Origin of the sequence: Microbispora sp. NPDC049125 (genome assembly GCF_040802045.1) — a bacterium.
GTDB lineage: Bacteria > Actinomycetota > Actinomycetes > Streptosporangiales > Streptosporangiaceae > Microbispora.
In genome coordinates, this window is the sequence record NZ_JBEZDW010000038.1 from 21,138 (window position 1) to 45,392 (window position 24,255).

The 24,255-nt window shown below is 70.4% G+C and carries 17 protein-coding genes and 1 pseudogene; 2 read left to right on the plus strand and 16 right to left on the minus strand.

The window, feature by feature from the left end:
- Position 1: 1 nt before the first annotated feature.
- The 8 genes from mmsA to AB0B72_RS32480 form a co-directional block, all read right to left on the minus strand.
- Positions 2-1,531, minus strand: a complete 1,530-nt coding sequence (gene mmsA, locus AB0B72_RS32445; RefSeq protein WP_367743109.1) for a multiple monosaccharide ABC transporter ATP-binding protein — start codon at positions 1,529-1,531, stop codon at positions 2-4.
- A 50-nt stretch (positions 1,532-1,581) separates the two neighbouring features.
- Positions 1,582-2,697 carry a multiple monosaccharide ABC transporter substrate-binding protein gene (gene chvE / locus AB0B72_RS32450; protein WP_367743110.1) on the minus strand — a complete coding sequence of 372 codons (1,116 nt, stop codon included), beginning with the start codon at positions 2,695-2,697 and terminating at the stop codon, positions 1,582-1,584.
- A 188-nt stretch (positions 2,698-2,885) separates the two neighbouring features.
- Positions 2,886-3,965, minus strand: coding sequence for a galactofuranose ABC transporter, permease protein YjfF (yjfF, locus tag AB0B72_RS32455; RefSeq protein ID WP_367743111.1), 1,080 nt, complete (start codon positions 3,963-3,965; stop codon positions 2,886-2,888).
- Positions 3,962-5,005 carry an ABC transporter permease gene (locus AB0B72_RS32460; RefSeq protein ID WP_367743113.1) on the minus strand — a complete coding sequence of 348 codons (1,044 nt, stop codon included), beginning with the start codon at positions 5,003-5,005 and terminating at the stop codon, positions 3,962-3,964. Before AB0B72_RS32460 ends, yjfF begins: the two co-directional genes overlap by 4 nt.
- Complete coding sequence (locus AB0B72_RS32465; protein ID WP_367743114.1) at positions 5,002-6,513, minus strand: sugar ABC transporter ATP-binding protein; 1,512 nt, start codon at positions 6,511-6,513, stop codon at positions 5,002-5,004. The genes AB0B72_RS32460 and AB0B72_RS32465 overlap by 4 nt, the downstream gene beginning before the upstream one ends.
- Positions 6,514-6,686: 173 nt before the next feature.
- Positions 6,687-7,679, minus strand: coding sequence for an ABC transporter substrate-binding protein (locus AB0B72_RS32470; protein ID WP_367743116.1), 993 nt, complete (start codon positions 7,677-7,679; stop codon positions 6,687-6,689).
- Between the two features lie 73 nt (positions 7,680-7,752).
- On the minus strand, positions 7,753-8,742 hold the full coding sequence (locus AB0B72_RS32475) for a LacI family DNA-binding transcriptional regulator (protein ID WP_367743169.1): 990 nt from the start codon (positions 8,740-8,742) through the stop codon (positions 7,753-7,755).
- A gap of 265 nt (positions 8,743-9,007) precedes the next feature.
- Positions 9,008-10,054 carry a LacI family DNA-binding transcriptional regulator gene (locus AB0B72_RS32480; protein ID WP_367743117.1) on the minus strand — a complete coding sequence of 349 codons (1,047 nt, stop codon included), beginning with the start codon at positions 10,052-10,054 and terminating at the stop codon, positions 9,008-9,010.
- Positions 10,055-10,271: 217 nt separating this feature from the next.
- On the opposite strand from AB0B72_RS32480, the gene AB0B72_RS32485 reads away from it, so the two are divergent.
- Positions 10,272-11,786, plus strand: coding sequence for an alpha-N-arabinofuranosidase (locus AB0B72_RS32485; RefSeq protein WP_367743170.1), 1,515 nt, complete (start codon positions 10,272-10,274; stop codon positions 11,784-11,786).
- On the opposite strand, the gene AB0B72_RS32490 is transcribed toward AB0B72_RS32485, so the two are convergent.
- From AB0B72_RS32490 to AB0B72_RS32510, 5 genes are all read right to left on the minus strand, one after another.
- Entirely contained in the window at positions 11,767-12,873 is a 1,107-nt protein-coding gene (locus tag AB0B72_RS32490) for a DMT family transporter (RefSeq protein ID WP_367743119.1), read from the minus strand. The genes AB0B72_RS32485 and AB0B72_RS32490 overlap by 20 nt on opposite strands.
- A 296-nt stretch (positions 12,874-13,169) precedes the next feature.
- Entirely contained in the window at positions 13,170-13,964 is a 795-nt protein-coding gene (locus AB0B72_RS32495; protein WP_367743120.1) for a dienelactone hydrolase family protein, read from the minus strand.
- Positions 13,965-14,227: 263 nt separating this feature from the next.
- Positions 14,228-14,914, minus strand: a complete 687-nt coding sequence (locus AB0B72_RS32500; RefSeq protein ID WP_367743121.1) for an SRPBCC family protein — start codon at positions 14,912-14,914, stop codon at positions 14,228-14,230.
- A gap of 83 nt (positions 14,915-14,997) precedes the next feature.
- Entirely contained in the window at positions 14,998-16,467 is a 1,470-nt protein-coding gene (locus tag AB0B72_RS32505; protein ID WP_367743123.1) for a CynX/NimT family MFS transporter, read from the minus strand.
- A gap of 94 nt (positions 16,468-16,561) precedes the next feature.
- Positions 16,562-20,254, minus strand: coding sequence for a tetratricopeptide repeat protein (locus AB0B72_RS32510; protein ID WP_367743124.1), 3,693 nt, complete (start codon positions 20,252-20,254; stop codon positions 16,562-16,564).
- Positions 20,255-20,565: 311 nt separating this feature from the next.
- Here AB0B72_RS32510 and AB0B72_RS32515 point away from each other — a divergent pair.
- Positions 20,566-21,492: pseudogene (locus AB0B72_RS32515) on the plus strand (helix-turn-helix domain-containing protein); the annotation flags it as partial.
- Between the two features lie 78 nt (positions 21,493-21,570).
- On the opposite strand, the gene AB0B72_RS32520 reads toward AB0B72_RS32515, so the two are convergent.
- The 3 genes from AB0B72_RS32520 to AB0B72_RS32530 form a co-directional block, all read right to left on the minus strand.
- Entirely contained in the window at positions 21,571-22,812 is a 1,242-nt protein-coding gene (locus AB0B72_RS32520) for an MFS transporter (RefSeq protein WP_367743125.1), read from the minus strand.
- A gap of 625 nt (positions 22,813-23,437) precedes the next feature.
- The gene (locus AB0B72_RS32525; protein ID WP_367743127.1) at positions 23,438-23,833 is read right to left on the minus strand and encodes a hypothetical protein; all 396 of its coding nucleotides are present in this window, start codon (positions 23,831-23,833) and stop codon (positions 23,438-23,440) included.
- Complete coding sequence (locus AB0B72_RS32530; RefSeq protein WP_367743128.1) at positions 23,830-24,183, minus strand: hypothetical protein; 354 nt, start codon at positions 24,181-24,183, stop codon at positions 23,830-23,832. The genes AB0B72_RS32525 and AB0B72_RS32530 overlap by 4 nt, the downstream gene beginning before the upstream one ends.
- Positions 24,184-24,255 lie beyond the last annotated feature (72 nt).

Here is a 24,255-nt window from a genome sequence, read left to right on the forward strand (position 1 = left end):
GCTACTCCTGTCCCTTGGTCATGAGATGCATGAGGCGTTCCTGCGTGGCTTCCCGGCGCGGCACCTCGCCTGTGATGCGCCCCTCGGAGAGCGTGTAGATGCGGTCGCATATGCCAAGCAGCTCAGGCAGCTCAGAAGAGATCACCAGCACGGCCTTGCCCTGGTCGGCCAGGCGGTTGATGATCGTGTAGATCTCGTACTTGGCGCCGACGTCGATGCCTCTGGTCGGCTCGTCGAGGATGAGGACGTCCGGCTCAGTGAAGATCCACTTGGAGAGGACGACCTTCTGCTGGTTGCCGCCGCTCAGCTTCCCGACGACGCTGTTGACGCTGGGCGCCTTGATGTTCATGCTCCGGCGGAACTGCTCGGCGACCCGGTATTCCTCGTTCTCGTTGACCCACCCGCGCTTGGACAGGCCCTTGAGCCCTGCCGCACTGGTGTTGCGCTTGATGTCCTCGATGAGGTTGAGGCCGTATCTCTTGCGGTCCTCGGTGGCGTAGGCGATGCCGTGCCTGATCGCGTCCTGCACGTTGCGGATCTCGATCGGCTTGCCGTCCTTGAAGACCTTGCCGGAGATGTGCGTCCCGTAGGTCCGCCCGAACACGCTCATCGCCAGCTCGGTCCGCCCGGCGCCCATCAGCCCCGCGAGCCCCACGATCTCGCCGCGGCGCAGCGTCAGCGCGGCCCCGTCGACGACCTTCCTCCCGGGCTGGCTGGGGCTGTAGACCGTCCAGTCCTCGATGCGGAAGACCTCCTCGCCGATCGACTCCTCGTGCGCCGGGAAGCGGTTCTCGAGAGCGCGGCCGACCATGCCGGAGATGATGCGGTCCTCGGTCACATGGTCGGTGGCCATGTTCAGCGTCTCGATCGTGCGGCCGTCACGGATGATCGTGACGGCGTCCGCGATGGCGATCACCTCGTTGAGCTTGTGGGAGATGATCACGCAGGTGATGCCCTGGTCCCTGAGCCCGCGCAGCAGGTCGAGCAGGTGAGCCGAGTCATCGTCGTTGAGCGCCGCGGTCGGCTCGTCGAGGATGAGGAGCTTGACCTCCTTCGACAGGGCCTTGGCGATCTCCACGAGCTGCTGCTTGCCGACGCCGATGTCGAAGATCGGCGTCGTGGGGTTCTCCCGCAACCCGACCCGCTTCATCAGCTCGGCGGCGTCGTAGTTGGTCCGGTTCCAGTCGATGATGCCGCGCTTGGCCCGCTCGTTGCCGAGAAAGATGTTCTCGGCGATCGACAGCTGCGGGCTCAGGGCCAGCTCCTGGTGGATGATGACGATGCCGGCGTGCTCACTGTCGCGGATGCCGCCGAACTCGCAGCGCTTGCCCTCGAAGGTGATCTCGCCTTCGTAGTCGCCGTGCGGGTAGACCCCGGACAGCACCTTCATCAGCGTCGACTTGCCGGCGCCGTTCTCGCCGCAGATCGCGTGGATCTCGCCCCGCCGGACGGACAGGTTGACGTCCTGCAGCGCCTTCACGCCGGGGAACGTCTTGGTGATCCCGCTCATCCGCAAGATGTGCTCGGTCATATGCCCCTCGCTCAGGGAAGGCCCGGGGACACGTCCCCGGGCCTCATTCCCTACTTGAGCTGATCCTCGGTGTAGTAGTTGCTGCCGATGATGATTTCCTTGTAGTTGTCCTTGTCGACGACCACCGGGTCCAGAAGGTACGACGGGACGACCTTGTTGCCGTTGTTGTAGTCCTTGGTGTTGTTCACCTCGGGCTTCTGGCCCTTCAGCACCGCGTCGGCCATCTTCACGGTCTGCTCCGCGAGCTTGCGGGTGTCCTTGAAGATCGTGGAGTACTGCTCACCGGCGATGATCGACTTCACCGACGCGAGCTCGGCGTCCTGGCCGGTCACGACCGGGTACGGCTGGCCGCCGGTGCCGTAGCCGGAGCTCTTGAGCGCCGACAGGATGCCGATGGACAGGCCGTCGTACGGGGAGAGCACGCCGTCGACCTTGGCGCTGCCGTAGGTCTTGGTGAGGATGTCCTCCATGCGCTTCTGCGCGGTGGCGGGGTCCCACCGCAGGATGGCGGCCTGCTTGAAGTCGGTCTGGCCGCTCTTGACCTTCAGCGTGCCGTCGTCGATCTTCGGCTGGAGCACCGACATGGCGCCGTTGAAGAAGAACGTGGCGTTGTTGTCGTCGGGCGAGCCGGCGAACAGCTCGACGTTGAACGGGCCCTTCTTGCCGCTGTCGACGCCGAGGCCCTTCAGCAGCGAGGTCGCCTGCTGCACGCCGACCTTGAAGTTGTCGAACGTGGCGTAGTAGTCGACGTTCGGGCTGTTGCGGATGAGCCGGTCGTAGGCGATGACCGGGATCTTGTTGTCCGCGGCCTCCTGCAGCTGCGAGGTGATCGCGGTGCCGTCGATCGAGGCGATGATCAGAAGCTTGGCGTGCTTGGTGATCTGGTTCTCGATCTGGTTGACCTGGGTGGGGATGTCGTTCTCCGCGTACTGGAGGTCGACCTTGTAGCCCAGGCCCTCGAGCTGCTGCTTCAGGTTGTCGCCGTCGTGGATCCAGCGCTCCGACGACTTCGTGGGCATGGTGACGCCGATCAGGGCGCCGGCGCTGCCGGAGGCGGGGGCCGCGGTGGCCCCGGCGTCGACCGTCTTCTCACTGGAGCCACAGGCCGACATGGTCGCGGCGAGCGCGATGGCCGACACCACGCCCCCGATTCTTCCCAACCTCATGTACATCTCCTTGCGCTGGGGGTCGCAGCAGAGCTGGATGCGACTGCTGCCGGTAAAGTAGCAGATACGTAATAAACATGGCTAAACTAGGACAAACTGCGCCTAACGAGTGTTATCGTTAACAACCCCCATGTCAACGGTTCGGCATAACGTCGCCGAAACTTTCAGGTAACTTTCCGGCGCGTCCTTCACCGGCGTGACCGTGCCGAGAACAGGCGCTGCATGAGGATGAAGGCGAACAGCAGGACGCCGATGAAGATCTTCGTCCACCACGCGCTCAGCGTGCCCTCGAAGCTGATCATCGTCTGGATCAGGCCCAGCACGAGGACACCGAGGACGGTGCCGAGCAGGTAGCCGCTGCCGCCGGTGAGCAGGGTGCCGCCGATCACGACCGCGGCGATCGCGTCGAGTTCGGTGCCGACCAGGTTAAGCCCGTAGCCCGACAGCGTGTAGAACGAGTACAGCAGCCCGCCGAGAGCCGAGCACAGGCCGCTCACCGTGTAGACCATGATCTTCGTACGGGCCACCGGCAGGCCCATGAGCAGGGCCGACTGCTCACTGCCGCCCGTCGCGTACACGTTGCGGCCGAGCCGGGTGTAGTGCAGAACGTACGCCGCGATCAGCGCGACCACACCCGCGATCGCCACGCTCGGCGAAATCCACAGGTCGCCGCCGAGCTGGATCTTGTCCTGGGCGAGGCTGGTGAACGTGGAGTTCTCGATGGGAATCGAGTCGGTGCTGATCGCGAAGCACAGGCCGCGCGCGAGGAACATGCCGGCCAGCGTCACGATGAACGGCTGGATCTCGAAGTACTGGATGATGGCGCCCATCCCCAGCCCGAGGACCGTGCCGATGACGAGCACCGCGAGGATCACCGGCCAGGGAGACCAGCCCGCCTTGATGAGCGTCCCCGCGACCATCGTCGCCAGCGCGGCCACGGCACCGACGGACAGGTCGATGCCGCCGGTCAGGATGACGAAGGTCATGCCGATGGCGAGGACCAGCAGGTAGGCGTTGTCGACGAAGACGTTGAGGATGACCTGCCCGCTCGCGAAGCCCTCGTAGCGGATCCCGCCGGTGACGAACATCACCACCAGCAGGACCGCGGTCACCAGGACGGGGATGTGCCTGTTCGGGACCCGGTCGCCCACCACGGCGAGACCCTTGCGGACGGGGCCGAGGGCCTGGTGTGCCAGCCGGGACAGTACGCCGGGGCCCGCGTCAGGCGGGGCGCCGGGAGGGGCGCCCGAAGGAGCGGTTGTCGTCATGCCGGCACCTTCACCTTCTCTTCGGCCACCGGGCCCGGGGCGTTGGGGCGCCTGCGGCGGTGGAACACCTTCTCGCGGAATGCGGGGGACTGGATGAGGCACACCACTGTGACGACGAGGGCCTTGAACAGCAGCGTGGTCTCCGGCGGCACGCCGATCGAGTAGATCGTCGTGCTCAGCGTCTGGATGATGAGCGCACCCAGCACCGTACCGCTCAGGGAGAACCGGCCCCCTGCCAGGGGGGTGCCGCCGATGACGACGGCCAGGATGGCGTCGAGCTCGATCCACAACCCCGCGCTGTTGCCGTCGGCGCTGGAGACGTTCGAGCTGATCATCAGCCCGGCGACCCCCGCGCACAGCGCGCAGAACGTGTAGACCATCATGATGACGCCGCGCGAGCTGATGCCCGCCAGCCGGCTCGCCTCGGCGTTGCCGCCCACCGACTCGATGAGCAGCCCCAGGGCCAGCCGCCGCGTGAGGAACGCGGTCAGCGTGAGCACCGCGGCCACGATGATGATCCCGAACGGCAGCGTCAGCCAGTAGCCGCCGCCGATCAGCTTGTACGGCGAGCTGTTGATCGTGATGATCTGCCCGTCGGTGATGAGCTGGGCGAGGCCGCGCCCCGCGACCATCAAGATCAGCGTCGCGATGATCGGCTGGATGCCGGCGGCGACGAGGAACCCGTTCCATGCGCCGAGGATCATCGACAGGACCAGCGCGACGCCGATGGCCCCGAGCACTCCGCCGGTCGAGTTCTGATCGCCGAGATCGCTGATCTGCAGGCAGGCCAGCGCCCCCGTGATCGCCACGACGGACCCCACGGACAGGTCGATGCCGCTGGTGGCGATCACCAGCGTCATGCCGAGCGAGACGAGGATCAGCGGCGCGCCGAAGCGGACGATGTCGATGAGGCTGCCGTAGAGGTGGTCCTCCTTCATCTGGATCCTGAAGAAGTTGTCCGTGAACACCAGGTTGAGCAGCAGCAACAGCGCCAGGATGACCACGGGCCAGAAAAGGCGGTGTCTGAGGAACCGGCTCATGATCGAGCTCCGCTCGCGATCGTCTCCGTGAGGATGTCGGTGGTCAGCTCGTCGTCGTTGTCCAGCTCGGCGACGAGCTTGCGGTCCCGCAGCACGCCGACCTTGTGGCTGAGCCGCAGCACCTCCTCCAGCTCGGCGGAGATGAACAGCACGGCCATGCCTCCGTCGGAGAGCTCGGCCACCAGGCGCTGGATCTCGGCCTTGGCCCCCACGTCGATGCCGCGGGTGGGCTCGTCGAGGAGCAGAAGACGAGGCTCCAGGATGAGCCAGCGGGCCAGCAGCACCTTCTGCTGGTTGCCGCCGCTGAGGTTCCGGATGAGCTGCTCCGGGTCGGCCGGGCGGATGTTCAGCGCGGTGATGTACTTGTCGACCAGCTCGTCCTGCCTGCGCCGGGGGATCGGGCGGGTCCAGCCGCGTGCCGCCTGCAGGGCCAGCACGATGTTCTCGCGGACGGTCAGTTCGGGGATGAGCCCCTCGGCCCGCCGGTTCTCCGAGCTGAAGGCGATCTTGTGGTTGACCGCGGCGCGCGGGGTGCGCAGCGTGACCGGCTTCCCGCCCATCCGTACGGTTCCCGAGCTCGCGTGGTCGGCGCCGAACAGCAGCCGGGCGATCTCCGTGCGGCCGGAGCCGAGCAGCCCGGCCAGGCCGACCACCTCGCCCTCGTGGATCGTGAGGGTGAACGGCTCGATCGCCCCCGTGCGTCCCACGTCCTGCGCCTCGACGAGGGCCGCGTTCTCCCGGGCGAGCGGCTTGCCCTCCAGCTTCTCCAGCTCGGCGAGCTCTCGTCCGATCATCTTGCCGACCAGCTCGACCTGGCTCAGCTCGGCCGTGAGGTGCTCCCCCACGAGCCTGCCGTTGCGCAGGATCGTCATGCGGTCGGAGATCTCGTAGACCTGGTCGAGGAAGTGGGAGACGAACAGGATCGCGATGCCCTGCTCCTTCAGCCGCCGCATCACCCGGAAGAGCTGGGCGACCTCCCCCGCGTCCAGGCTGGAGGTCGGCTCGTCGAGGATGAGCACCTTGGCGTCGACGTCCACGGCCCGCGCGATGGCCACCATCTGCTGGATGGCCAGCGAGTAGGTCGACAGCGTGGCCCCCACGTCGATGTCGAGGTCGAGCCGGCCCAGCAGCTCCTCCGCCGCGTCGCGCATCGCGCTCCACCGGATCGCGCCGAAGCGGCGGGGCTCGCGGCCGATGAAGATGTTCTCCGCCACCGACAGGTTCGCGCAGAGGTTGACCTCTTGGTAGACCGTGCTGATCCCCGCGTGCTGCGCGGCGAGCGGGCTCGCGAAGGCGACGGGGCGCCCCTCAAGCTCGATCTCGCCGGCGTCGATGCCGTACACACCGGTCAGCACCTTGATCAGCGTTGACTTGCCCGCGCCGTTCTCGCCCATCAGGGCGTGGATCTCGCCCGGCAGCAGCCGGAAGTCGACGCCGTCGAGCGCCTTGACTCCGGGAAATTCTTTGCCGATCCCCCTCATCCGGAGGATCGGCTCGGGTACGGCCATGTGGCGCCCCTCTCATCGCCTCGTGGCCGGGCCGCCTCCGGGGAGGCGGCCCGGCCGCCGGGCCTCACGGCCCCTCATGGTGGCCGCCCTGGGGGGGGGCGGCCGCTGTCCAGGGCCTGCGCGGCCCCTGCTCCGGTTCCGGGCCGTCCACGGGGGGACGGCCCGGGGTCCGGTCAGTACTTGCGGTTGGGGAGGGCTTCCTTGGCCTGGTCCTGGGTGAAGGTGGTCTCCTCGGTCACCACACGGGCCGGCACCTGCTCGCCCTTCACGACCTTCTTGGCGAGGTCCATGAGCTGGGGGCCAAGCAGCGGGCTGCACTCGACGATGTAGTTGATCTTCCCGTCGGCCAGCGCCTGCATGCCGTCGTGGACGGCGTCCACGGTGATGATCTTGATGTCCTTGCCCGGAACCTTGCCGGCGCCCTCGATCGCCTCGATGGCTCCGAGACCCATGTCGTCATTGTGGGCGTAGAGCACGTCGATGTCCGGGTTGGACTTGAGGAACGCCTCCATGACCTCCTTGCCCTTCGCCCGGGTGAAGTCGCCGCTCTGCGAGGCGATCACCTTGAACTTGGGGTCGGCGGAGATGACCCCCTGGAAGCCCGACTTGCGGTCGTTCGCGGGCGCCGAGCCGGTCGTGCCCTGCAGCTCGACGATGTTGACGGTGTCCTTGCTGTCCTTGTACTCGTCGACCAGCCACTGGCCGGCCTTCTTGCCCTCCTCGACGAAGTCGGAGCCGAGGAAGGTCTTGTAGAGGCTGGTGTCCTTGGAGTCGACGGCCCGGTCGGTCAGGATGACCGGGATCTTGGCGCTCTGCGCCTCCTTGAGCACGGTGTCCCAGCCCGACTCCACCACCGGCGAGAAGGCGATGACGTCCACCTTCTGCTGGATGAAGGAGCGGATGGCCTTGATCTGGTTCTCCTGCTTCTGCTGCGCGTCGGAGAACTTCAGGTCGATGCCCGCGTCCTTCGCCGACTCCTGCACCGACTTGGTGTTCGCCGTACGCCAGCCGCTTTCCGCACCGACCTGGGAGAAGCCCATGGTGATCTTGCTATCGCCACCGCCGCTGGTCGCGGTGGAGTCGCCCGAACCGCCACCGCTCCCACATCCGGCCATCGTCAACGCCGTGGCGCCGGCCAAGACCAGCACCGAGATCTTTCTGAACACAGGGGGTGTCCTTTCTACCTGATAGCGCTAACACCCCGAACCCGGGGTGCGCTGCTCAATGTGTCTTGTACAGCTAGCGCGGGGACGAGGTGCTCGCCCTGGAGACGAAGCGGGGAGGCACGACGTGGCACTCGGGCCCGATCGGCTCCCCCCTCTCGATCTCCTGGAGGAGCACCTTGATGCTGTGCCTGCCCACAGCCCCGAAGTCCTGTCTGATCGTGGTGAGAGGAGGGGAGAAGAACTCCGACTCCGGAATGTCGTCGAAGCCCACGATGCTGATCTGCCCGGGGACCCTCACTCCCTCCTCGGTGAACGCCCGCAGCACGCCGAGCGCCATCTGGTCGTTGGCCACGAACACCGCCGTGACCTCGCCCGCCATGGCCGCCAGCCGCCTGCCCGCCCGATACCCCGAACGCGGGCTCCAGTCGCCGGCCAGGGCCTCGGGCACGGGCCGGCCGGCGGCGGTCAGGACCGCCCTCCAGCCCTCGATGCGCCCTTCGGCCTCCAGCCAGTCGGTGGGCCCGCTGACGTGCCAGACGGTCTCGTGCCCCTGATCGAGCAGGTGCTCGGTGGCCAGCCGGGCGCCCTTGACCTGATCCACGCTGACGACGGGGACGTCGCCCGCGTGGCCGCCCTCGACCGCCACCGCGGGCATCCCCATCGGCAGGCTCTCGAGTGCCTGCGCCGCCGATCGCTGCGGGGCGACCACCACTATGCCGTCCACGCCCTGCTCGGCCAGATAGTCGATCGCGTCGTCCACACCGGCCTTGTCGATGGTGCGCAGGCTGACGATGCTCACGAAGTAACCGGCGTCCCTGGCCGCCTGCTCGATGCCGTAGACGGTGCTCGCCGGGCCGTACAGCGTGCTGTCGAAACTGATCACACCCAGCGTGCGGGAGTGCCTGGTGACCAGCGCGCGGGCGACCAGGTTGCGGCGGTAGCCCAACTGGTCGATCGCCCGCAGGACCCGGGTGCGGGTCTCAGACCGGACGTTGGGATGGTCGTTGAGAACCCGCGAGACCGTCTGGTGCGACACGCCCGCCACCTTGGCCACGTCGGCCATGACGGGGGGACGACGCCCCGGATTCGATCCCACCGGCTTGCTCCTCTCTACGACCTGGGAAGACTGTGAGCGTTAACACAACCTGTCGTCAAGGAGGTTGCCGGTCACGGTCCGATCACACCGAAACACTGTGGTAACACCCTGTTGACGCCTCCTGCCCGCCTGTGGACGGCGCCCTCCTGAAGGCATGGCTGCGCCACGGCGCGGCGCCCCGGGGGCCGGGAGAAGGCGTCGCGCGACGCGCCGGTGACTTTCCGTCAGAACGTCAGGGACTCATGCCGGTGCTCTCCCTCACGACGAGCTCCGGCTCCACCAGTCGCCGGGCGTCGCCCTCCGTCCCCCCGATCCGGTCGAGCAGCAACTGGAACGCCCGCCTGCCGACCTCGCCGAAGTTCTGCCGGACCGTGGTCAGGGGCGGCCAGAAGTACGCCGACTCGGGGACGTCGTCGAACCCCACGACGCTCACGTCCTCCGGGACGCGCCTTCCCGACTCGCGAAGCGCGCGGAGCAGGCCCATCGCCATGTGGTCGTTGGCGACGAACATCGCGGTGATCTCCCGCCCCCGCGCCAGCCGCTTGCCGATCTCGTATCCGGAGTGCGCGCTCCAGTCGCCCACCAGGGGCTCAGGGACCTCGCGGCCCTCCGCTTCCAGCGCCGACCGCCAGCCCGCGACCCGGCCGCTCGAATCGATCCAGTTCGGCGGGCCGGACAGGTGCCACACGGTGCGGTGTCCCAGGCTCAGCAGGTGGCGGGTCGCCCGCGCGGCGCCGGCCTGCTGGTCCACGGCCGCGACCGGCACCGGCAGGTCGTCGCCGCCGCCCACGTCGACCACCGGGAGGCCCGGCGGCAGGTGCCGCAGCCCCTCGGCCGCCGACTCGTGCGGCGCGACGATGATGATCCCGTCCACCGACTGCGACCTCAGACGGTCGACGCCCTCCTCGATCGACCTGCGGTTGAGCGCCGGGAGGCTGGCGATGCTGACCAGGTAGTCGTTCTCCCTCGCCGCCTGCTCGATGCCGTAGAGGGTCGAGGCGGGGCCGTACAGGGTGGTGTCGAAGGAGACCACCCCCAGCACGCCCGAGCGGCCCGTCACGAGCACCCGCGCCGCCGAGTTGGGACGGTAGTCAAGCTCCCGGACGGCGGCCAGAACGCGAGCCCGGGTCTCGGGCCGCACCTTCTGCGGGGTGTTCAGCACACGCGAGACCGTCATGGCCGACACTCCGGCCAGCTCCGCGACGTCCTCCATGACGGCCGCCCTGTGCCGCTCGCTCAGGCGTGCGGCCGGGCTCTCGCCTGGCTGGAGTGTCGTCATCCGCCCGTCCCCGCTGATGTTCCGACTCAGTTCCCGAGTGTTTGCGATAACACAAACAGTGTCAAGGCTCGTGCCGTCACCGTTGCGTCACGGCCGAAACGACGGACGACGGGCCTGCTGAAGCCCGATCATCGGTCTTCCGCTCCCTTGACGCAAGGAGTGATAACGCAAACAATCACACACACTTGACGGTTCTGTACCAAGGAGTCGCGTGAACATCCCCGCTCCCGGCCCGGAAGTCCCCACAGCACGTCTGACGCTCGACCCCGCCTTCCGTGTCGCCCCGGTGCGGCGCCGGACGTTCGGCACGTTCGTCGAGCATCTGGGGCGCTGCGTCTACACGGGCGTCTACGAGCCCGGCCACCCCACCGCCGACGAGGACGGCTTCCGCGGCGACGTTCTGGAGCTGGCGCGCGAGCTTGGCGTCTCCACGGTCCGCTATCCCGGCGGCAACTTCGTCTCCGGCTACCGCTGGGAGGACGGCGTCGGGCCGGTGGAGAGCCGCCCGAGACGGCTTGACCTCGCATGGCACAGCACCGAGCCCAATCTCTTCGGCGTCGACGAGTTCATGCGCTGGGCCCGTAAGGCGGGGGTCGAGCCGATGATGGCGGTCAACCTCGGCACCCGGGGCGTCGCGGAGGCGCTCGACCTGCTGGAGTACTGCAACGTCCCGTCCGGCACCGCGCTGTCCGACATGCGGGTGGCGAACGGGGCCAAGGAGCCGCACGACATCCGGATGTGGTGCCTGGGCAACGAGATGGACGGGCCGTGGCAGATCGGCCACAAGACCGCCAGGGAGTACGGCAGGCTCGCCGCCGAGACGGCACGGGCCATGCGCATGATCGACCGTGACATCGAGCTGGTCGCGTGCGGCAGCTCCGGCTCGTCGATGCCCACCTTCGGGGCATGGGAGGCCACGGTCCTCGAAGAGACCTACGACCTGGTCGACTTCATCTCCTGCCACGCCTACTACGAGGAGAAGGAAGGCGACCTCGGGAGCTTCCTGGCCTGCGCGACCGACATGGAGCACTTCATCTCCTCCGTCGTGGCGACCGCCGACCACGTGCGGGCGAGGAACGGCTCCAGCAAGCGGATCGACCTGTCGTTCGACGAGTGGAACGTCTGGTACCTGAGCCGGTTCCAGGCGCAGGAGCCCCCACGGGACTGGCCGGTCGCCCCGCCGCTGCTGGAGGACCACTACCACCTGGCCGACGCCGTCGTCCTCGGCAGCCTGCTGATCACTCTGCTGCGGCACAGCGACCGCGTCACCGCGGCATGCCTCGCCCAGCTCGTCAACGTCATCGCGCCGATCATGACCGAGCCCGGAGGGCGGGCGTGGCGGCAGACGACGTTCCACCCCTTCGCGCAGGCGTCCGCCCACGCCAGGGGCGAGGTGCTGCGCGTCGAGCCGTCGGGGCCGCTCTACGAGACGGCGGAGTTCGGCGAGGTGCCCGTCCTCCACGCGGTGGCCACCCACGCGGAGGACGAGACCACGCTGTTCGCCGTCAACCGATCGACCAGTGCGCCCCTCTCGCTGGAGGTGGACACCCGGGCGCTCGGAGCCGTGCGCGTCATCGAGGCCACCACGCTGAGCGGCCCCGACGTCTACGCGCGGAACACGGCGGACAGCCCCGGGCGGGTGGCGCCCCGCCCGAACGCCGACATCCAGCAGGACCCCCTGCGGGTGCTGCTGCCGCCGGTGTCGTGGAACGTCATCCGCCTGGGCCGGTGAGCTCGGCCCGGCCGAGCCAGGCGACGGCGGCCATGAGCGCGAGCCCTCCGCAGACCTGGGCGGGGGTCATCCGCTCGCCCAGGAGCGCGACGCCGATGAGCGCCGCGACCAGCGGTTCGAGCAGGGCGACCACGGCGGCCGTGGTGCCGCCGACCGCCCCGAGCCCCGCGAAGAACAGCCCGTACGCCAGCGCCGTGGGCACCGCGGCGAGGTAGGCCACCAGCATGACGGCCGTGCCCGTCCGGGCGGCCTGCGGCAGCAGCCCGTCCGCCGCGGCGAACGGCAGCAGGCACGCGGCGCCCGCCGCGAAGCCCCACGCCGCCAGCCCCTCCGGACGGGCGCGGCGGGTCATCAGGGTGACCCCCGAGTAGGCCAGGGCGGACAGCAGCGCGTACGCCACTCCCGCCGGAGTCACCCCGGCGGCCGTGGCGTCCTCCCCGGCGCCTGCGCCGGCGCCTCCCCCGGCGAGCAGGAGCAGGCCCGCCACTGCGAGGCCGACGCCCGCGAGGGTCGTACGGCTCAGCCGCTCCCGCAGGAACACCCGCCCGCCGAGGGCCACGAACACGGTGCTCGCCCCCATGGTGATCATCGTCGCGAGCGCGACTCCGGCGGCGGCGATCGCCGCGAAGTAGGCCGCCTGGCACACGGCCAGCGCCGGGCCGACCAGCAGGACGACCCGCCAGACCGGCCGTCCGGAGGCGGAAGCCCGCATCCCGGTGACCGGCCGTGGGCCCGCGCAGTCACCGGAGGGGCCACCGGCTCGGCCACCCGCTTGAGCACCCGTTTGGGCGCCGGTTCGAGCACCTGCTCCGGCACCGGCTTCGGCGCCGCGAAGGACGCTGAGGAGGGCGCCGAAGCGAGCACCGAAGCGAGCACTGAAACGGGCGCTGAGTCGGACGCTGAGGGGTGCTCCGGCGAGCAGGAGCAGCGCCCCGCAGGCGAACCGCCAGAACGACACGGCCACCGGGCTCAGGTGGCCGGTGTGGTTCAGCATCGCCCCGGCCGCGCCGCCGGTTCCCCAGGCGATCGCGGCCATGGACAGATAGGTGAGGCCCCGCCGTACGGGCAGGGCCGGGACATGCGTCATCGACGTCTCTCCAGGTGAGTGGTCTGCCGTTGCCCTGATGCGGGCGGCGGCCACCGGCCGGGCCACTCGGGGCCCGGCTCACCGGAGGGATCCGCCCGCTATCGGGCGGGCGGAGGAGAGATGATCGATCGCATGGGGGAACGGTATCGCTCTCACGCGGCCCCCCGCACCGGCTTTTCCCGGCCGGGGGGCGCACGCGTGCGCCCGGCCCCCTGGCGGAGGGGCATTCGGAAGAGCTCTTTCCCCTGTTCCGGGCGTTTTCCGGGGGGTGGGGCGCACGCCGGGGGGAGCAGGGCTTAGTCTTGCTTGGTGACAGCCCGAGGCGAGGTCAGGTCGCCTCGGGCTGTCATCTCGCCGAGGAAGGCCAGGACGCGCGACCAGGCGTCCGCCGACGCCTCCGCGTAGTCCGGCTTGTCCAACTCGAAGAAGCTGTGCGGCGCGCCCGGATAGATGACGATCTCGTGTTCGACCCCGGCGCCCTCCAGCGCCGCGCCGAACTCGGCGATCACCTCAGGGGAGATGCCCTCGTCCGCCCCGCCGAACATGCCGAGGATCGGCCCGGTGAGATCCGGCGCCATCTGCGTGGGCCCGTCGCTCCCGAACAGGACGCCCGGGTACCCGTACAGCCCGATCGCGCCGTCGAGGCGGAACCGGGACAGCGCCGACATGAACGCGAGCCGTCCGCCGAAGCAGAAGCCGAGTGAGACGACGGCGTCGCATCCCTCCGCCCGCAGGCGCCCGGCCCCGGCCTCGATGTCGGCGTACAGGCCGGCCCTGGTCACCTTTCCCAGGTGCTCCATCGACGGGAAGCCCGGCCCCCGGCTCTCCGTTCCCGCCGTACGGCCGAAGTAGTCGATGGCGAGCGCCGGATGGCCCTGCTCGGCCAGGCGCTCGGTGAGCCGCTCATAGAAGGCCGACAGCCCTCTGTTGTCCGGAAGGACGAGGACGCCGGCTCCGGTCGTACGGCCCGGCCTGGACAGGAAGGCGGCGAACCGCGTGCCGTCGGCCGAGGTGAGAACGGCACGCTCGGAGGACGTCGTGGTGATCGGAGAGCCGTACAGGGGCGGGGCGGCGTCGGCGTCATGGCACATGGGCGGGGGAAATCCCTTCGGTCGAACTCCGGAAAGAAAGGAGACGACCGAAATGCTAAAGCATACAATTGGCAGTATAACAGGTGAAAATAAATTTTCGATTTCCCGTTGATAACCGCATGATATCAATATGCGAGTCGCCGGGCGGGCCGCGAACGGATCACCATCACGGCTTGTGCCGTCCACGCGATGGCGCAGGCCGAAAGGAGCGAAAAGAGGCCCACCTCCCCCGTACGGGGAAGGTGGGCCACCTGGCGAACGGGTCAGATCACCGATCCGGGAGTGTCACGCGGCGGCAGCGTGCCGCTGCCGGGCGCGGGGCCCGTGCCGGGAACGGGCGGGATGGGGCCGGGGCCCGGTGCGGGCAGCGGCGTCTCCCGCGGGTACTCCGGGTTGACGGGCTGGGGCGGCATCGGCTCACCGATGTCGTACCCGGGGGCGGCACCGGGTGCCGTGCCACCGGTCGTGGAGCCCGTGCCGGCGCCCCCCTGCTGGTGCGGGCCGGGGACCTCACCGCGCCACGCGCCGGTCTCGCCGCCGCGGGACTCGATGAAGGTCTTGAAACGCTCCAGGTCGCCCCGTACGCGCAGGCGGACGATCTGCAGCGCGTCGGCCGCCTTCTCGACGAAGCCCTCGGGGTCGTACTCCATCTGGAGCGTCACGCGAGTGGTGTCGTCGTCGATCCGGTGGAACGTCACGACACCGGCCTGCCTCGGCCGGTCCAGGGACCGCCAGGCCACCCTCTCGTCCGGGTGCTGCTCGGTGATCTCCGCCTCGAACTCACGACGAACTCCGGCGATCTCGACGACCCAGTCGGTGCGCGTGTCGTCGAGCTGCTTGACCGACTCCACGCCCTCCATGAACTCCGGGAAGCTCTCGAACTGGGTCCACTGGTTGTACGCCGTACGGATCGGGACATTGACGTCGATGGACTGTTCGATCGAGCTCATGCCTCCTCCTTCTCTCGTGGTTACAAGACAAGCCCTGCCCCCACTCGGGGAGCTAAACCACGTGAGACGAAGGCGGGACGCGGTCAGCGCGAAGGAGCCCCGCGGCGCCTCCCGTGCCGCGCGGCCGGCCGGGCCGGCGCCGCGCCGGAGCCGCGCCGGGCTCGGTGAACGCCCTTCCCGGCTCGGGAACGGCCGGTGACCCGGTCGCGGACGCCACGGGAGGCGTGATCATCGCCGCCGGCATTCCCCGCGGCGTCACCGCCGGCGTTCCCGGCGGCATCTCCGTCCGCATCCCCTCCGGCGTTCCCGGCGGGGTCTTCAGCCGCATCTCCCTCGGCTCTCCCGGCGTGGACCGCCCCATCCTCGTCTTCCAGCGTCCGGTTCGCTCCCGCGTACCAGCCCGTCACGAGGTGCGCCGCCGTCGCGGCGAACAGCAGCCCGAACGGCAGCGCCCAGCCGCCGCTCACCTGGTGGAGCAGGCCGAACGTGATCGGGCCCGCGCCCGCGATGAGGTAGCCCGTGCTCTGTCCGAACGCGGACAGCCCCGCCGTCGCGGCGGCGGACCGGGTGCGCAGGGCCAGCATCGACAGAGCGAGCGGGAAGGAGCCCATCCCGACGGCCACCAGCATCGACCACAGCCACAGCGCGTGGCCGGTCAGCAGGCCGGCGAACCCGGCCGCGTAGAGGCCCGCGAAGACGGCCACCATCGGCCGCTGGTCGGGCAGGCGGCCCGCCACGACGGGCACGGCCAGCGAGATGGGGATGCCGATGCCGGTGAAGACGGCGAGGACCAGCCCCGCCTGGCCGGAGGTGTATCCGTTGTCCCGCAGCAGCAGGGGCAGCCAGCCGAACATCACGTAGGCGATGAGCGACTGGGACCCGAAGTATCCCGCCACGGCCCAGGCCAGCCTGCTGCGCAGGAGGCCGCTCTCCCCCGCCCGGGCACGGGTGGTGCGCCGCTCCGGCTCACTGCGCGACAGCGCAAGCCACGGAATGGCGGCCACGGCGGCCAGAGCCGCCCACACCCCCAGTGCCAGGTGCCAGTTGCCGCCCGCCGCCTCCTGGACGGGAACGGTCGCGGCGGCCGCCACCATCGTCCCGGCGGCCAGTGCGGTCGAGTAGACCGTCGTCATCGCGCCGCTCCGCCGGGGGAAGTGCCTTTTGATCAGCGTGGGGATGACGACGTTGCCGATGGCCCCACCGGCGAGGGCCACCACGCTGGCCGCCAGGAACGGCACGGCGGAGTCCGCGAGGGAGCGCGCCGCCTGACCGGCGCCGAGCAGGACGAGCGCGGCCAGCAGCAGGCTGTGCTCGCCCATCCGCCGCGACAGCGCCGGGGTCAGGGCGCCGAAGACGGCGAAGGAGAGCACCGGCAGCGTCGTGAGCAGCCCCGTCGCCGCCCCGGACATCCCCAGGCCGGAGCTGACCTGGTCGAGGATGGTGCCTACGCTGGTCACAGCGGTGCGCAGATTCAGCGCCGCGAGCGTGATCCCGGCCGCGATGAGCCAGGCCATCAGCCCTCGGCGTTCCCTGATCAAGACTGCGGCACCCATGCCGACACAACTCCTTCGCACCCAGCGGTCAAACATCCTATGACCCGATAACCATATCAAGGCCGTCAAAATGCCCGCCGGCAGGCCCGCGGTGTCAGGGCCGGGGAACGCCGGGTGCCGCGTCGCCGCTTCCGCCGATGAGCTCACGGAGGCGGCCGGCCTCGGGCGTGCCGATGTCGGTGAAGAGAGCGAGTGCCTCACCCCAGTGGCACAGGGCGCTCCCGGGCCCGTGCAACCGGTGCGACGCGGTCCCGAGAAGCGTCAGGGCCCTGGCCTCGCCGAGGCGGTGCCCGGTCTCCCGGTGCAGGTCGATCGCGTGCCGGGCATGTTCGGCCGCCTCGGCGTGGTCACCTTCGCGCAGGTGCGTCTCGGCGAGGACGGTCAGCACCTGGCCCTCCCGCACGCGGAAATCCGCCTGCCGGGCGAGAGCCAGGGCGTCGTGGGCGAAGCCTCGGGCCTCGTCGTGGTTCCCGATGCGGGTGTTGACGAGTGCCAAGCCGACGAGAGCCTCCGACTCGGAGTAGCGGATGGCGGCCTCCTGGGCCAGGCGGAGACCGCTCCTGTAGTGATCGATCGCCTCCGCGTGGCGGCCGAGGTCGTGGTAGCACGCGGCGAGAGCGTTGTGGCCGGCGCAGTCCCTGTGGCGGTATGTGAGGTCCTCACTCAACCGGAGGGCGACGCGGGCGCACTCCACCGCCTCGATGAGCCGCCCCGCGTCCCGGTGGATGTAGCTCAGGAAGACCAGGGAGTTGACCCGGTTGGCGTCGTCTCCGATCAGACGGGCGAATCGCAGGGCCCGGTTCAGGTACGCGGCGCTGGAGGCGAGGTGACCGAGGTCGTAGTGGACCTGACCGGTGGTCTCGAGCGTCGTCACCAGGCCCGCGCTCACGCCGAGACGCCGCCCCTTCTCCATGGCGCGGTCGAGATGCCGGGTGGCGGCCCGTAGCCTTCCGCGCATCCGCTCCAGCTCCCCGAGGTTGTTGTGGGTCATGACGTCGCTGCCGTCGTCGCCGCCTTGCCGGCTGAGGTCGAGCGAGGACAGAAGGCTCGCGCCGGCCTCCTCCAGCCGGCCCAGGTCCATCTGCACGGAGCCGGTATTCGTGAGCGCCACGGCCTGGCCCTCCCGCCAGCCCGCCCGCCGGCTCATGTCGAGGGCACGGCCCAGGTGCGCGAGCGCCTCCTGCCGGTTGGCCATGATGTTGTAGGCGTGCGCCGTGCTGAGATGGAGAGCCGCCTGCGCCTGCAGGTCGCTTTCCGCTCGCGCGGCCGCGAGGCCCGCCTCGGCGACCGCGAACCAGTGAACGGAGTGCCGCCGCCGGGCGAAGTATCCCCGCAGGCCGTCGGCGAGCCGCCACGCCGCGGGGCGCTGCCCGTATTCCGCGGCGTGGGTGACGGCTGCCACGAGGTTCGGGTGCTCGGCGTCCAGCCACGCCAGTGCGCCGCCGTGGCCGGCGGGGTCGAGGCCGGCCGCGGGCACCGTCGACGGCAGCCGGATCATGTTCGGGTAGAGCGTGCGCGCGGCCGCGTACGTGGCCTGCACGTAGTGGTCGTACAACCGTTGGGTGGCGGCGGCGCGCTCGGCCTCACCGTCCTCCTCCCGGTTGCGTTCGGCGGCGTACAGGCGCAGCAGGTCGTGAAAGGTGTACCGGCCGGCCACGTGCTCACTGATCAGGTGCGCGCGGGAGAGCTCCGCGAGCAGTGGGCGTACGCGGTCCTCTGTCACGCCGGCCAGGCACACGGCGGCGTTGACGCCGATGTCCGGCCCGGGGTGCAGTGCCAGCAGCCGGAAGAGCCGCGCCGCCTCCGCGCTCAACGTGCGGTAGGACCAGGAGAAGACGGTCCGCACCTGAGTGGCCGGATCGCCACCGTGGAACGCGTCGAGACCGCCCTGCACGGCACGTAGCTCCCCGGCGAGCGAGGCCAGCGAGAATCGGGGATTCATGACCGCGCGAGCGGTCACGACCGCGAGAGCCAGCGGAAGCCCGGCGCACTGGGCGATGATCTCGTCGACCGCCCGGGGCTCGGCCCCGGGCCGCTCGGCGCCGAGGCGGCGGACCACCAGCTCGCGGCCCTCCGATGTGGAGAGCAGGCCGAGGGTCAGCGGACAGCCCCCCTCGATGGCGACGAGTCCGGACATCTGGTCGCGGCTGGTCACCACCACGAGACAGCTCGGCGAGCCCGGCAGCAGCGGGCGGACCTGCTCGACGTCTCTGGCGTTGTCCAGCACCACCAGGATCCGGCGGTTCGCCAGAAGGCTCCGGTAAAGACCCGTCTGGGCCTCGAAGCCCGGTGGAACGCGGTGGGGAGGCACTCCCAGCGCGTCGAGGAAGCTCCGGATCGCCTCCGCCGGCTCTATGGCCGCGGCCGCGGGATCGAACCCCCGGAGGTTGAGGTAGAGCTGCCCGTCGGGAAACCGGTCCCGCACCCTGTGGGCCCAGTGCAACGCCAGCGTGGTCTTGCCGACGCCGGCGGTTCCCGACACGACCAGGATCGTCAACGCGGTGGGCGAGTGGCCCACCGCGGCCAGATGGGCGTCGAGCCGGGCCAGCTCGGCCGTGCGGCCGGCGAAGCCGCGGGCGTCGAGCGGGAGCTGCGCAGGAACGGCTACGGCTTCCGCCCGCGTCTGCGAGGGCGCGGCCGCTGACGGGTGGCCGGTGCCGGTGAGCAGCCCTCCTCCGCGCTCCTGCTCCGCCCCTGGAGCGGTGTGCGCCGCTTCCGGGAGGGCCACGGCGCCGAGGACGGCCGGGAGGGTGTCCGGGGCCGCCGAGCCGGGGACCGGCAGCTCCTGGCGCAGGACTCGCAGATGCGCCGCCCTGAGCTCGGGTCCGGGCTCGACGCCCAGCTCTTCCGCGAGCCTGCGGCGAAGATCGGCGAACAGGCGCAGAGCGCCCGCCTGGTCTCCCCCGCCGGCCATCGCCAGGATGAGGCGGGCATGCAGCCCTTCGTGCAGCGGCTCGTCCGCGGCGAGCCTGCGCAGGTGATCGGCCGCGATGGAGAAGCTCCCGTTCACGAGCGCGCTGTCGGCGAACGCCAGCGCGGCGGCCATGCGGCGCTGGTTGAGCGCCGCCGAGAGCGGGTGGTGACGCAACCGGGATCCGGTGTCGGCGAGCACGGGGCCTCGCCACAGGCGCAGAGCCTGGTCCGACAGGTCCAAGGCGGCCCGCCGGTCCGCCGTGGCCCGCGTGTCGCGGGCCCTCCGTACGAGGTCGTCGAACTCCGCGAGATCGAGCGCTCCCGGAACCGTCTCCAGCATGTACCCACCGCGCTCCAGCGTGACGATCGACGCGGCCGGCCGACGCCGGCGCTCCGGCTGGAGCAGGCCTCGAAGAGCGGCGACGTGCCCCTGCACCATGGCCGCGTATGTCCTGGGCGGTCGATCTCCCCACAGGACGTCGACGAGCTCATCGCGAGGCACCCGCTGCCCCGGCTGCAGCGCGAGCAGGCCCAGAAGGTCACGCCGCGTCGCCGACCGGATCTCGACGGGCCTGTCACCGTCCCGGATCACGAGCGGTCCCAGCACCCCGATGTGGAACGGCACCGCGTCCACCGGCCTGGCCGCGGGCCGTACGGTCTCCAGCAGCGCGCGCAGGTCGTCGCCGGTCAACCCGAGCGCCGACGCCAGCCGGTGCAGCGAAGACGCCCGCGGACGGGCGACCCGGTCCGCCTCGATGTCGCGCAGCGAACGGGCGCTGACACCCGCGAGAATCGCCAACTCCCCCTGGCTGAGGCCCGAGCTCAGACGGCGCTGACGGATCAGGCTTCCCAATGAGTGCCGTGCCGGCTGCATACTCACCAGCCCTTACGCGCGCGATCGCTGCCGATGGCTTTTCTGCCTCTTGATTCTGCCGGTTTCTGCCGATTCTCGCCGTGACCGCGATCTTCCTGCCGCTCCCGCACGTCTGTCCAGGTCGACGGAGGACAGTCGTACGGCGCCGGCACGGCGGCCTCGCCGGCTCCCGCCAGGTCGCGACCCCGGCGTCTCCACGATCCCCTCCTCGTAGCGTGTCGCCGGACGGATCACGGCCCGACGGCGGCGCGTGACTCGGATTCGGCGCCTGACTCGGATCCAGGGGGAGGGGAACCTCGGTGGAGGTGGTGATGTGCACCGGCGAGCTGCCCCCGGCCGAGCGGTTCCCCCGCTGGCTCGATCACATATCGCGGATGGTGGCGCCCGTGAGGGCCGCCTGCGACGATCCCGCACGGTTCCACGGCAGCATCGCGGCGACGGACCTGGGCGCGATCCAGGTCTCCTCGCACATGGTCTCCGGCTGCGAGGGGTTCCGCACCCCGCGGATGATCAGCCGGTCCGACCCGGAGCTGTTCCAGCTCATGCTCGGTCTCAGCGGGCGGACCATCGTGACGCAGGATCAGAGGGTCGCTGAGCTGCGGCCGTCCGAGCTGGTGCTGTGTCACACCTCCCGGCCCTGCCGATGGGTGACGGGAGGGCGTGAGCCCGCGCACGGGCTGATGATGGTCTTCCCCGGCACGCTGCTGGCCCTTCCCCCGCATCAGGTCGAACGGCTCACGGCCACGTCGTTCTCCGCACACGACCACTTCGGCGGGCTGCTGGCGAGCCTCCTCACCACCCTGGCCGCCGACACGGCCGCGTACGCCGGGGCCGACGCCGTCCGGCTCGGCGCCGTGCTCCTGGACCTGGTCACCGCGCTGCTCGCCCATCGTCTCCACGCGGAAGCGGCCGTGCCTCCCGAAGCGCGCGCCCGGACCCTGCTGTTGCGTGTCCAGGAGCACATCCAGCGGAATCTCGCCGACCCCCGGCTCTCTCCGGTGACGATCGCCGCCGCCCACAACATCTCCCTGCGTACGCTGCACCGGTTGTTCGAGGCGCAGGAGACGACCGTCGCCGCGTCGATCCGCGCCCAACGGCTGGAGCGCTGCCGCCGCGACCTGTCCGACCCTTCGCTCGCCGGGCGGCCCATCCACGCCACGGCGTCCCGCTGGGGTTTCTCCGACACCGCCACGTTCGTCCGCGCCTTCCGCGCCGCCTACGGTCAGAGCCCGCTCGACTATCGGCGGCGCGCCGCCGACGCCGACGGCGGCGAAGAGGAGGCGGCGGCCGGGCTGCGGACGACCGGGCGGCTCCTGTCATCCCGCCGGCGCGTACGCCTCGCGCGGGAGCTCCTGCCGGGCGCGACGCCAGCCCAGGGCCGGGGGGATCCCCGCGAGACAGCCCGCCACCCCGGCGATCGCGAGGGTGGGCGAGACCCCCACCCCATCGGCGAGCAGGCCACCGAGGAGCATTCCCGCCCCCTGGCCCGTCACCAGCAGTGACGACGCCAGACCCAGCGCCTCACCACGCCGCTCCCGCGGCACGATCCTGACGAACTCGGTGTTGGCGGTCACCTGGTAGGCGCTCAGGAGGCCCACGAGACCCCACAACAGCAGCGAAGGGACGAACCCCGGGGCCATCGCGGAGAAGACCAGGGGAAGCCCGGAGGCGACGGCGAGCGGCCCCAGCCAGCGCAGCCGCGCGCCTGCGGGAACGAACCGGGTCAGCAGGAAGACCCCCGCCACGTTGCCCACCGGCATGGCGGCCATGAGCAACCCCACCTCCGTCGTGCCCCGTCCCAGCTCGGCGGCGTACGGCGCCGCCAGCACCTCGGGGATCACGTAGAAGCCGGCGAGCAGCGCGAGCGCCAGCAGGCTGCGCAACGGAGGGCTGCCCAGGATGAGCCGGCCTCCTCCGCGAAGGCCCCGTGACCGCTCCTCGTCCCCGGGACCTGATGGGCGGGTCGCCGGCCGGTGGTGGAGGCCGAGCTTCGTGACCGGCGCCATCGCCGCGAAGACGGCGGCGGTGAGCGCCAGCGCGCCGTTCGGCCCGAGCAGTCCCACCAGCACGCCCCCGAGGGGGAACGCGACAAGGCTGACGATCTGCGAGGTGAGGGTGACCGCCGCCACGCCCAGCGAGTGGGTCTCGCCCGTGAGGATGTCGGGGAGCAGGGCCATCTGCGCCGCCTTGGCGGGAGACTCGATCAACTGGACGACGAAGACCAGGCCGCAGAGCACGGGCAGCGGGATCCCGGGTACGGCGATCAGCGCGACCAGGCCGGCCCGCGACCAGGCGCACACGACCAGCAGGTCGCGGCGTGGATAGCGGTCGGCGAGCCTGCCCAGGAACGACCCCCCGACGATCGCCGGGAGCAGCGTCAGCGCGTAGACCAGCGCGGTGACGGCCGGTGAGCCGGTGCGCTGGAAGGCGAGCACGGCCAGGGCCACCCGCGCCAGCTGGCTGCCGCCGCGCGACAGCGCGACCGTGCACCACAACGCCGTGAACTCCCGGACTCGGAAGACGTCCCCGTACGAACCCCGACGAGCGGCGCCGGTCATTCCACTCCTCCCGGAAAAGCGCAGTTCCTCGATGAGCGCAGTGGATCGGTGATGCCGCCAGGCGCCGTCACCGATCCACTGATGGCCCCGGTCACGCCGGATTCATCGGCCCCCGTTCGTCGGCGCCGCGCCGGCGCATGGCGGGACGTGACGCGTCACTGAATCCGCGCCGGGGACGTTCCGGCGGTTCCGCGTGGCCCGCTGCAGGGATCAGGCCCAGTCGATGGTTCGACGGATGCGCATGGGACACCTCCTTCCGAAACGGCGGATCATGGAGCGACGATCGCATTCCGGCGGCCGGATGTCGTGATGCCCGAGTGCCAACCCGTTGACAACGCGTGCCATGTACGGCGGCGGCCTGAGTGGTGTGCGCGAAGGGCGCGGAAAACCCGGCCGCCCCGTACGGGGCGGCCCGCCGTGGGGCTCAGGCCCAGTCGATGATTCGACGGATACGCATGAGACACCCCCTCCCGAAACCGTGGATCACGGTGCGACGATCGCATTCCGGCAGCCGGATGTCGTGATGCCTGAGTGCCAATCCGTTGACAACGCGTGCCATGTTCGGCGGCGGCCAGAGCGGCCAGAGTGGTGTGGGGCCTTCGCACGGCCCGGCCGGCCGTACGGATCAGAAGGAGCGGCGGCGGCGCAGGAGCCAGAAGAGGCCGATGACGGGCAGCACGAGGGGCACGAACCCGTAGCCGCTGCCGAATCCGGACCACACGGTGGCGTGCGGGAAGGCAGCCGGGTCGGCCAGGCTCAGCGTGCCGACGACCAGCACGCCGGCGAGCTCGACCAGGCAGGCGGCCACCGCCACACGACGGGCCCCCCTGGCGAGCGCCACCGTGAGGACGATGTAGACGACGGCCGCCAGCGCCGAGAGCACGTACGCCAGGGGCGCCTCGGCGAACTTCGTGGCGATCTGCACGGCGGCGCGGGAGGTCGCGGCGAGCGCGAAGACTCCGTAGACGGCGACCAGCACCCGCCCCGGGCCGGACCGGACCGCCTCGTCTCCCCCGCTCATGCCCCCGCGTTCCATATCTGCAGCAGCCGTGCGGTCATCACCGCGACCGTGAACGCGGCCACCGCGATGACGCCCGGGCCCCAGCGGGTGCGCTCCGCCCGCCCCCACCAGACGGCGGCGGGCGGAATCACGAGGGTGCCCAGGAGATAACCGATGAATGTGGCCTTCTCCCCCACCTGGCCGATCCTCCCCAGGGCGAGGCCCGCCTGGACCAGCAGCGCCAGCTCAAGCAGACCGAGCCCGGCGAGGAGCACCGCGCCCATGGGCCGGTCCCGGGCGGCGGTGACCACGGCGGCGAGGGCGAGCAGGAGGGCGGCGCCGATCAGCCAGCCCGAGTACGCGCCGGTCATCGCACGGCCGGGTTCGGGGACATGGCGAGTAGGGTATCGGCCCGCCCGTTCCCCCCGGCAATCAGGTGGATC

Coding starts and splice junctions, on each gene's coding strand:
- mmsA (WP_367743109.1), bottom strand. CDS start 1,531: ATGACCGAGCACATCTTGCGGATGAGCGGGATCACCAAGACGTTCCCC.
- chvE (WP_367743110.1), bottom strand. CDS start 2,697: ATGAGGTTGGGAAGAATCGGGGGCGTGGTGTCGGCCATCGCGCTCGCC.
- yjfF (WP_367743111.1), bottom strand. CDS start 3,965: ATGACGACAACCGCTCCTTCGGGCGCCCCTCCCGGCGCCCCGCCTGAC.
- AB0B72_RS32460 (WP_367743113.1), bottom strand. CDS start 5,005: ATGAGCCGGTTCCTCAGACACCGCCTTTTCTGGCCCGTGGTCATCCTG.
- AB0B72_RS32465 (WP_367743114.1), bottom strand. CDS start 6,513: ATGGCCGTACCCGAGCCGATCCTCCGGATGAGGGGGATCGGCAAAGAA.
- AB0B72_RS32475 (WP_367743169.1), bottom strand. CDS start 8,742: ATGGCCGACGTGGCCAAGGTGGCGGGCGTGTCGCACCAGACGGTCTCG.
- AB0B72_RS32480 (WP_367743117.1), bottom strand. CDS start 10,054: ATGACGACACTCCAGCCAGGCGAGAGCCCGGCCGCACGCCTGAGCGAG.
- AB0B72_RS32490 (WP_367743119.1), bottom strand. CDS start 12,873: ATGACGCATGTCCCGGCCCTGCCCGTACGGCGGGGCCTCACCTATCTG.
- AB0B72_RS32495 (WP_367743120.1), bottom strand. CDS start 13,964: ATGTGCCATGACGCCGACGCCGCCCCGCCCCTGTACGGCTCTCCGATC.
- AB0B72_RS32500 (WP_367743121.1), bottom strand. CDS start 14,914: ATGAGCTCGATCGAACAGTCCATCGACGTCAATGTCCCGATCCGTACG.
- AB0B72_RS32505 (WP_367743123.1), bottom strand. CDS start 16,467: ATGGGTGCCGCAGTCTTGATCAGGGAACGCCGAGGGCTGATGGCCTGG.
- AB0B72_RS32510 (WP_367743124.1), bottom strand. CDS start 20,254: ATGCAGCCGGCACGGCACTCATTGGGAAGCCTGATCCGTCAGCGCCGT.
- AB0B72_RS32520 (WP_367743125.1), bottom strand. CDS start 22,812: ATGACCGGCGCCGCTCGTCGGGGTTCGTACGGGGACGTCTTCCGAGTC.
- AB0B72_RS32525 (WP_367743127.1), bottom strand. CDS start 23,833: ATGAGCGGGGGAGACGAGGCGGTCCGGTCCGGCCCGGGGCGGGTGCTG.
- AB0B72_RS32530 (WP_367743128.1), bottom strand. CDS start 24,183: ATGACCGGCGCGTACTCGGGCTGGCTGATCGGCGCCGCCCTCCTGCTC.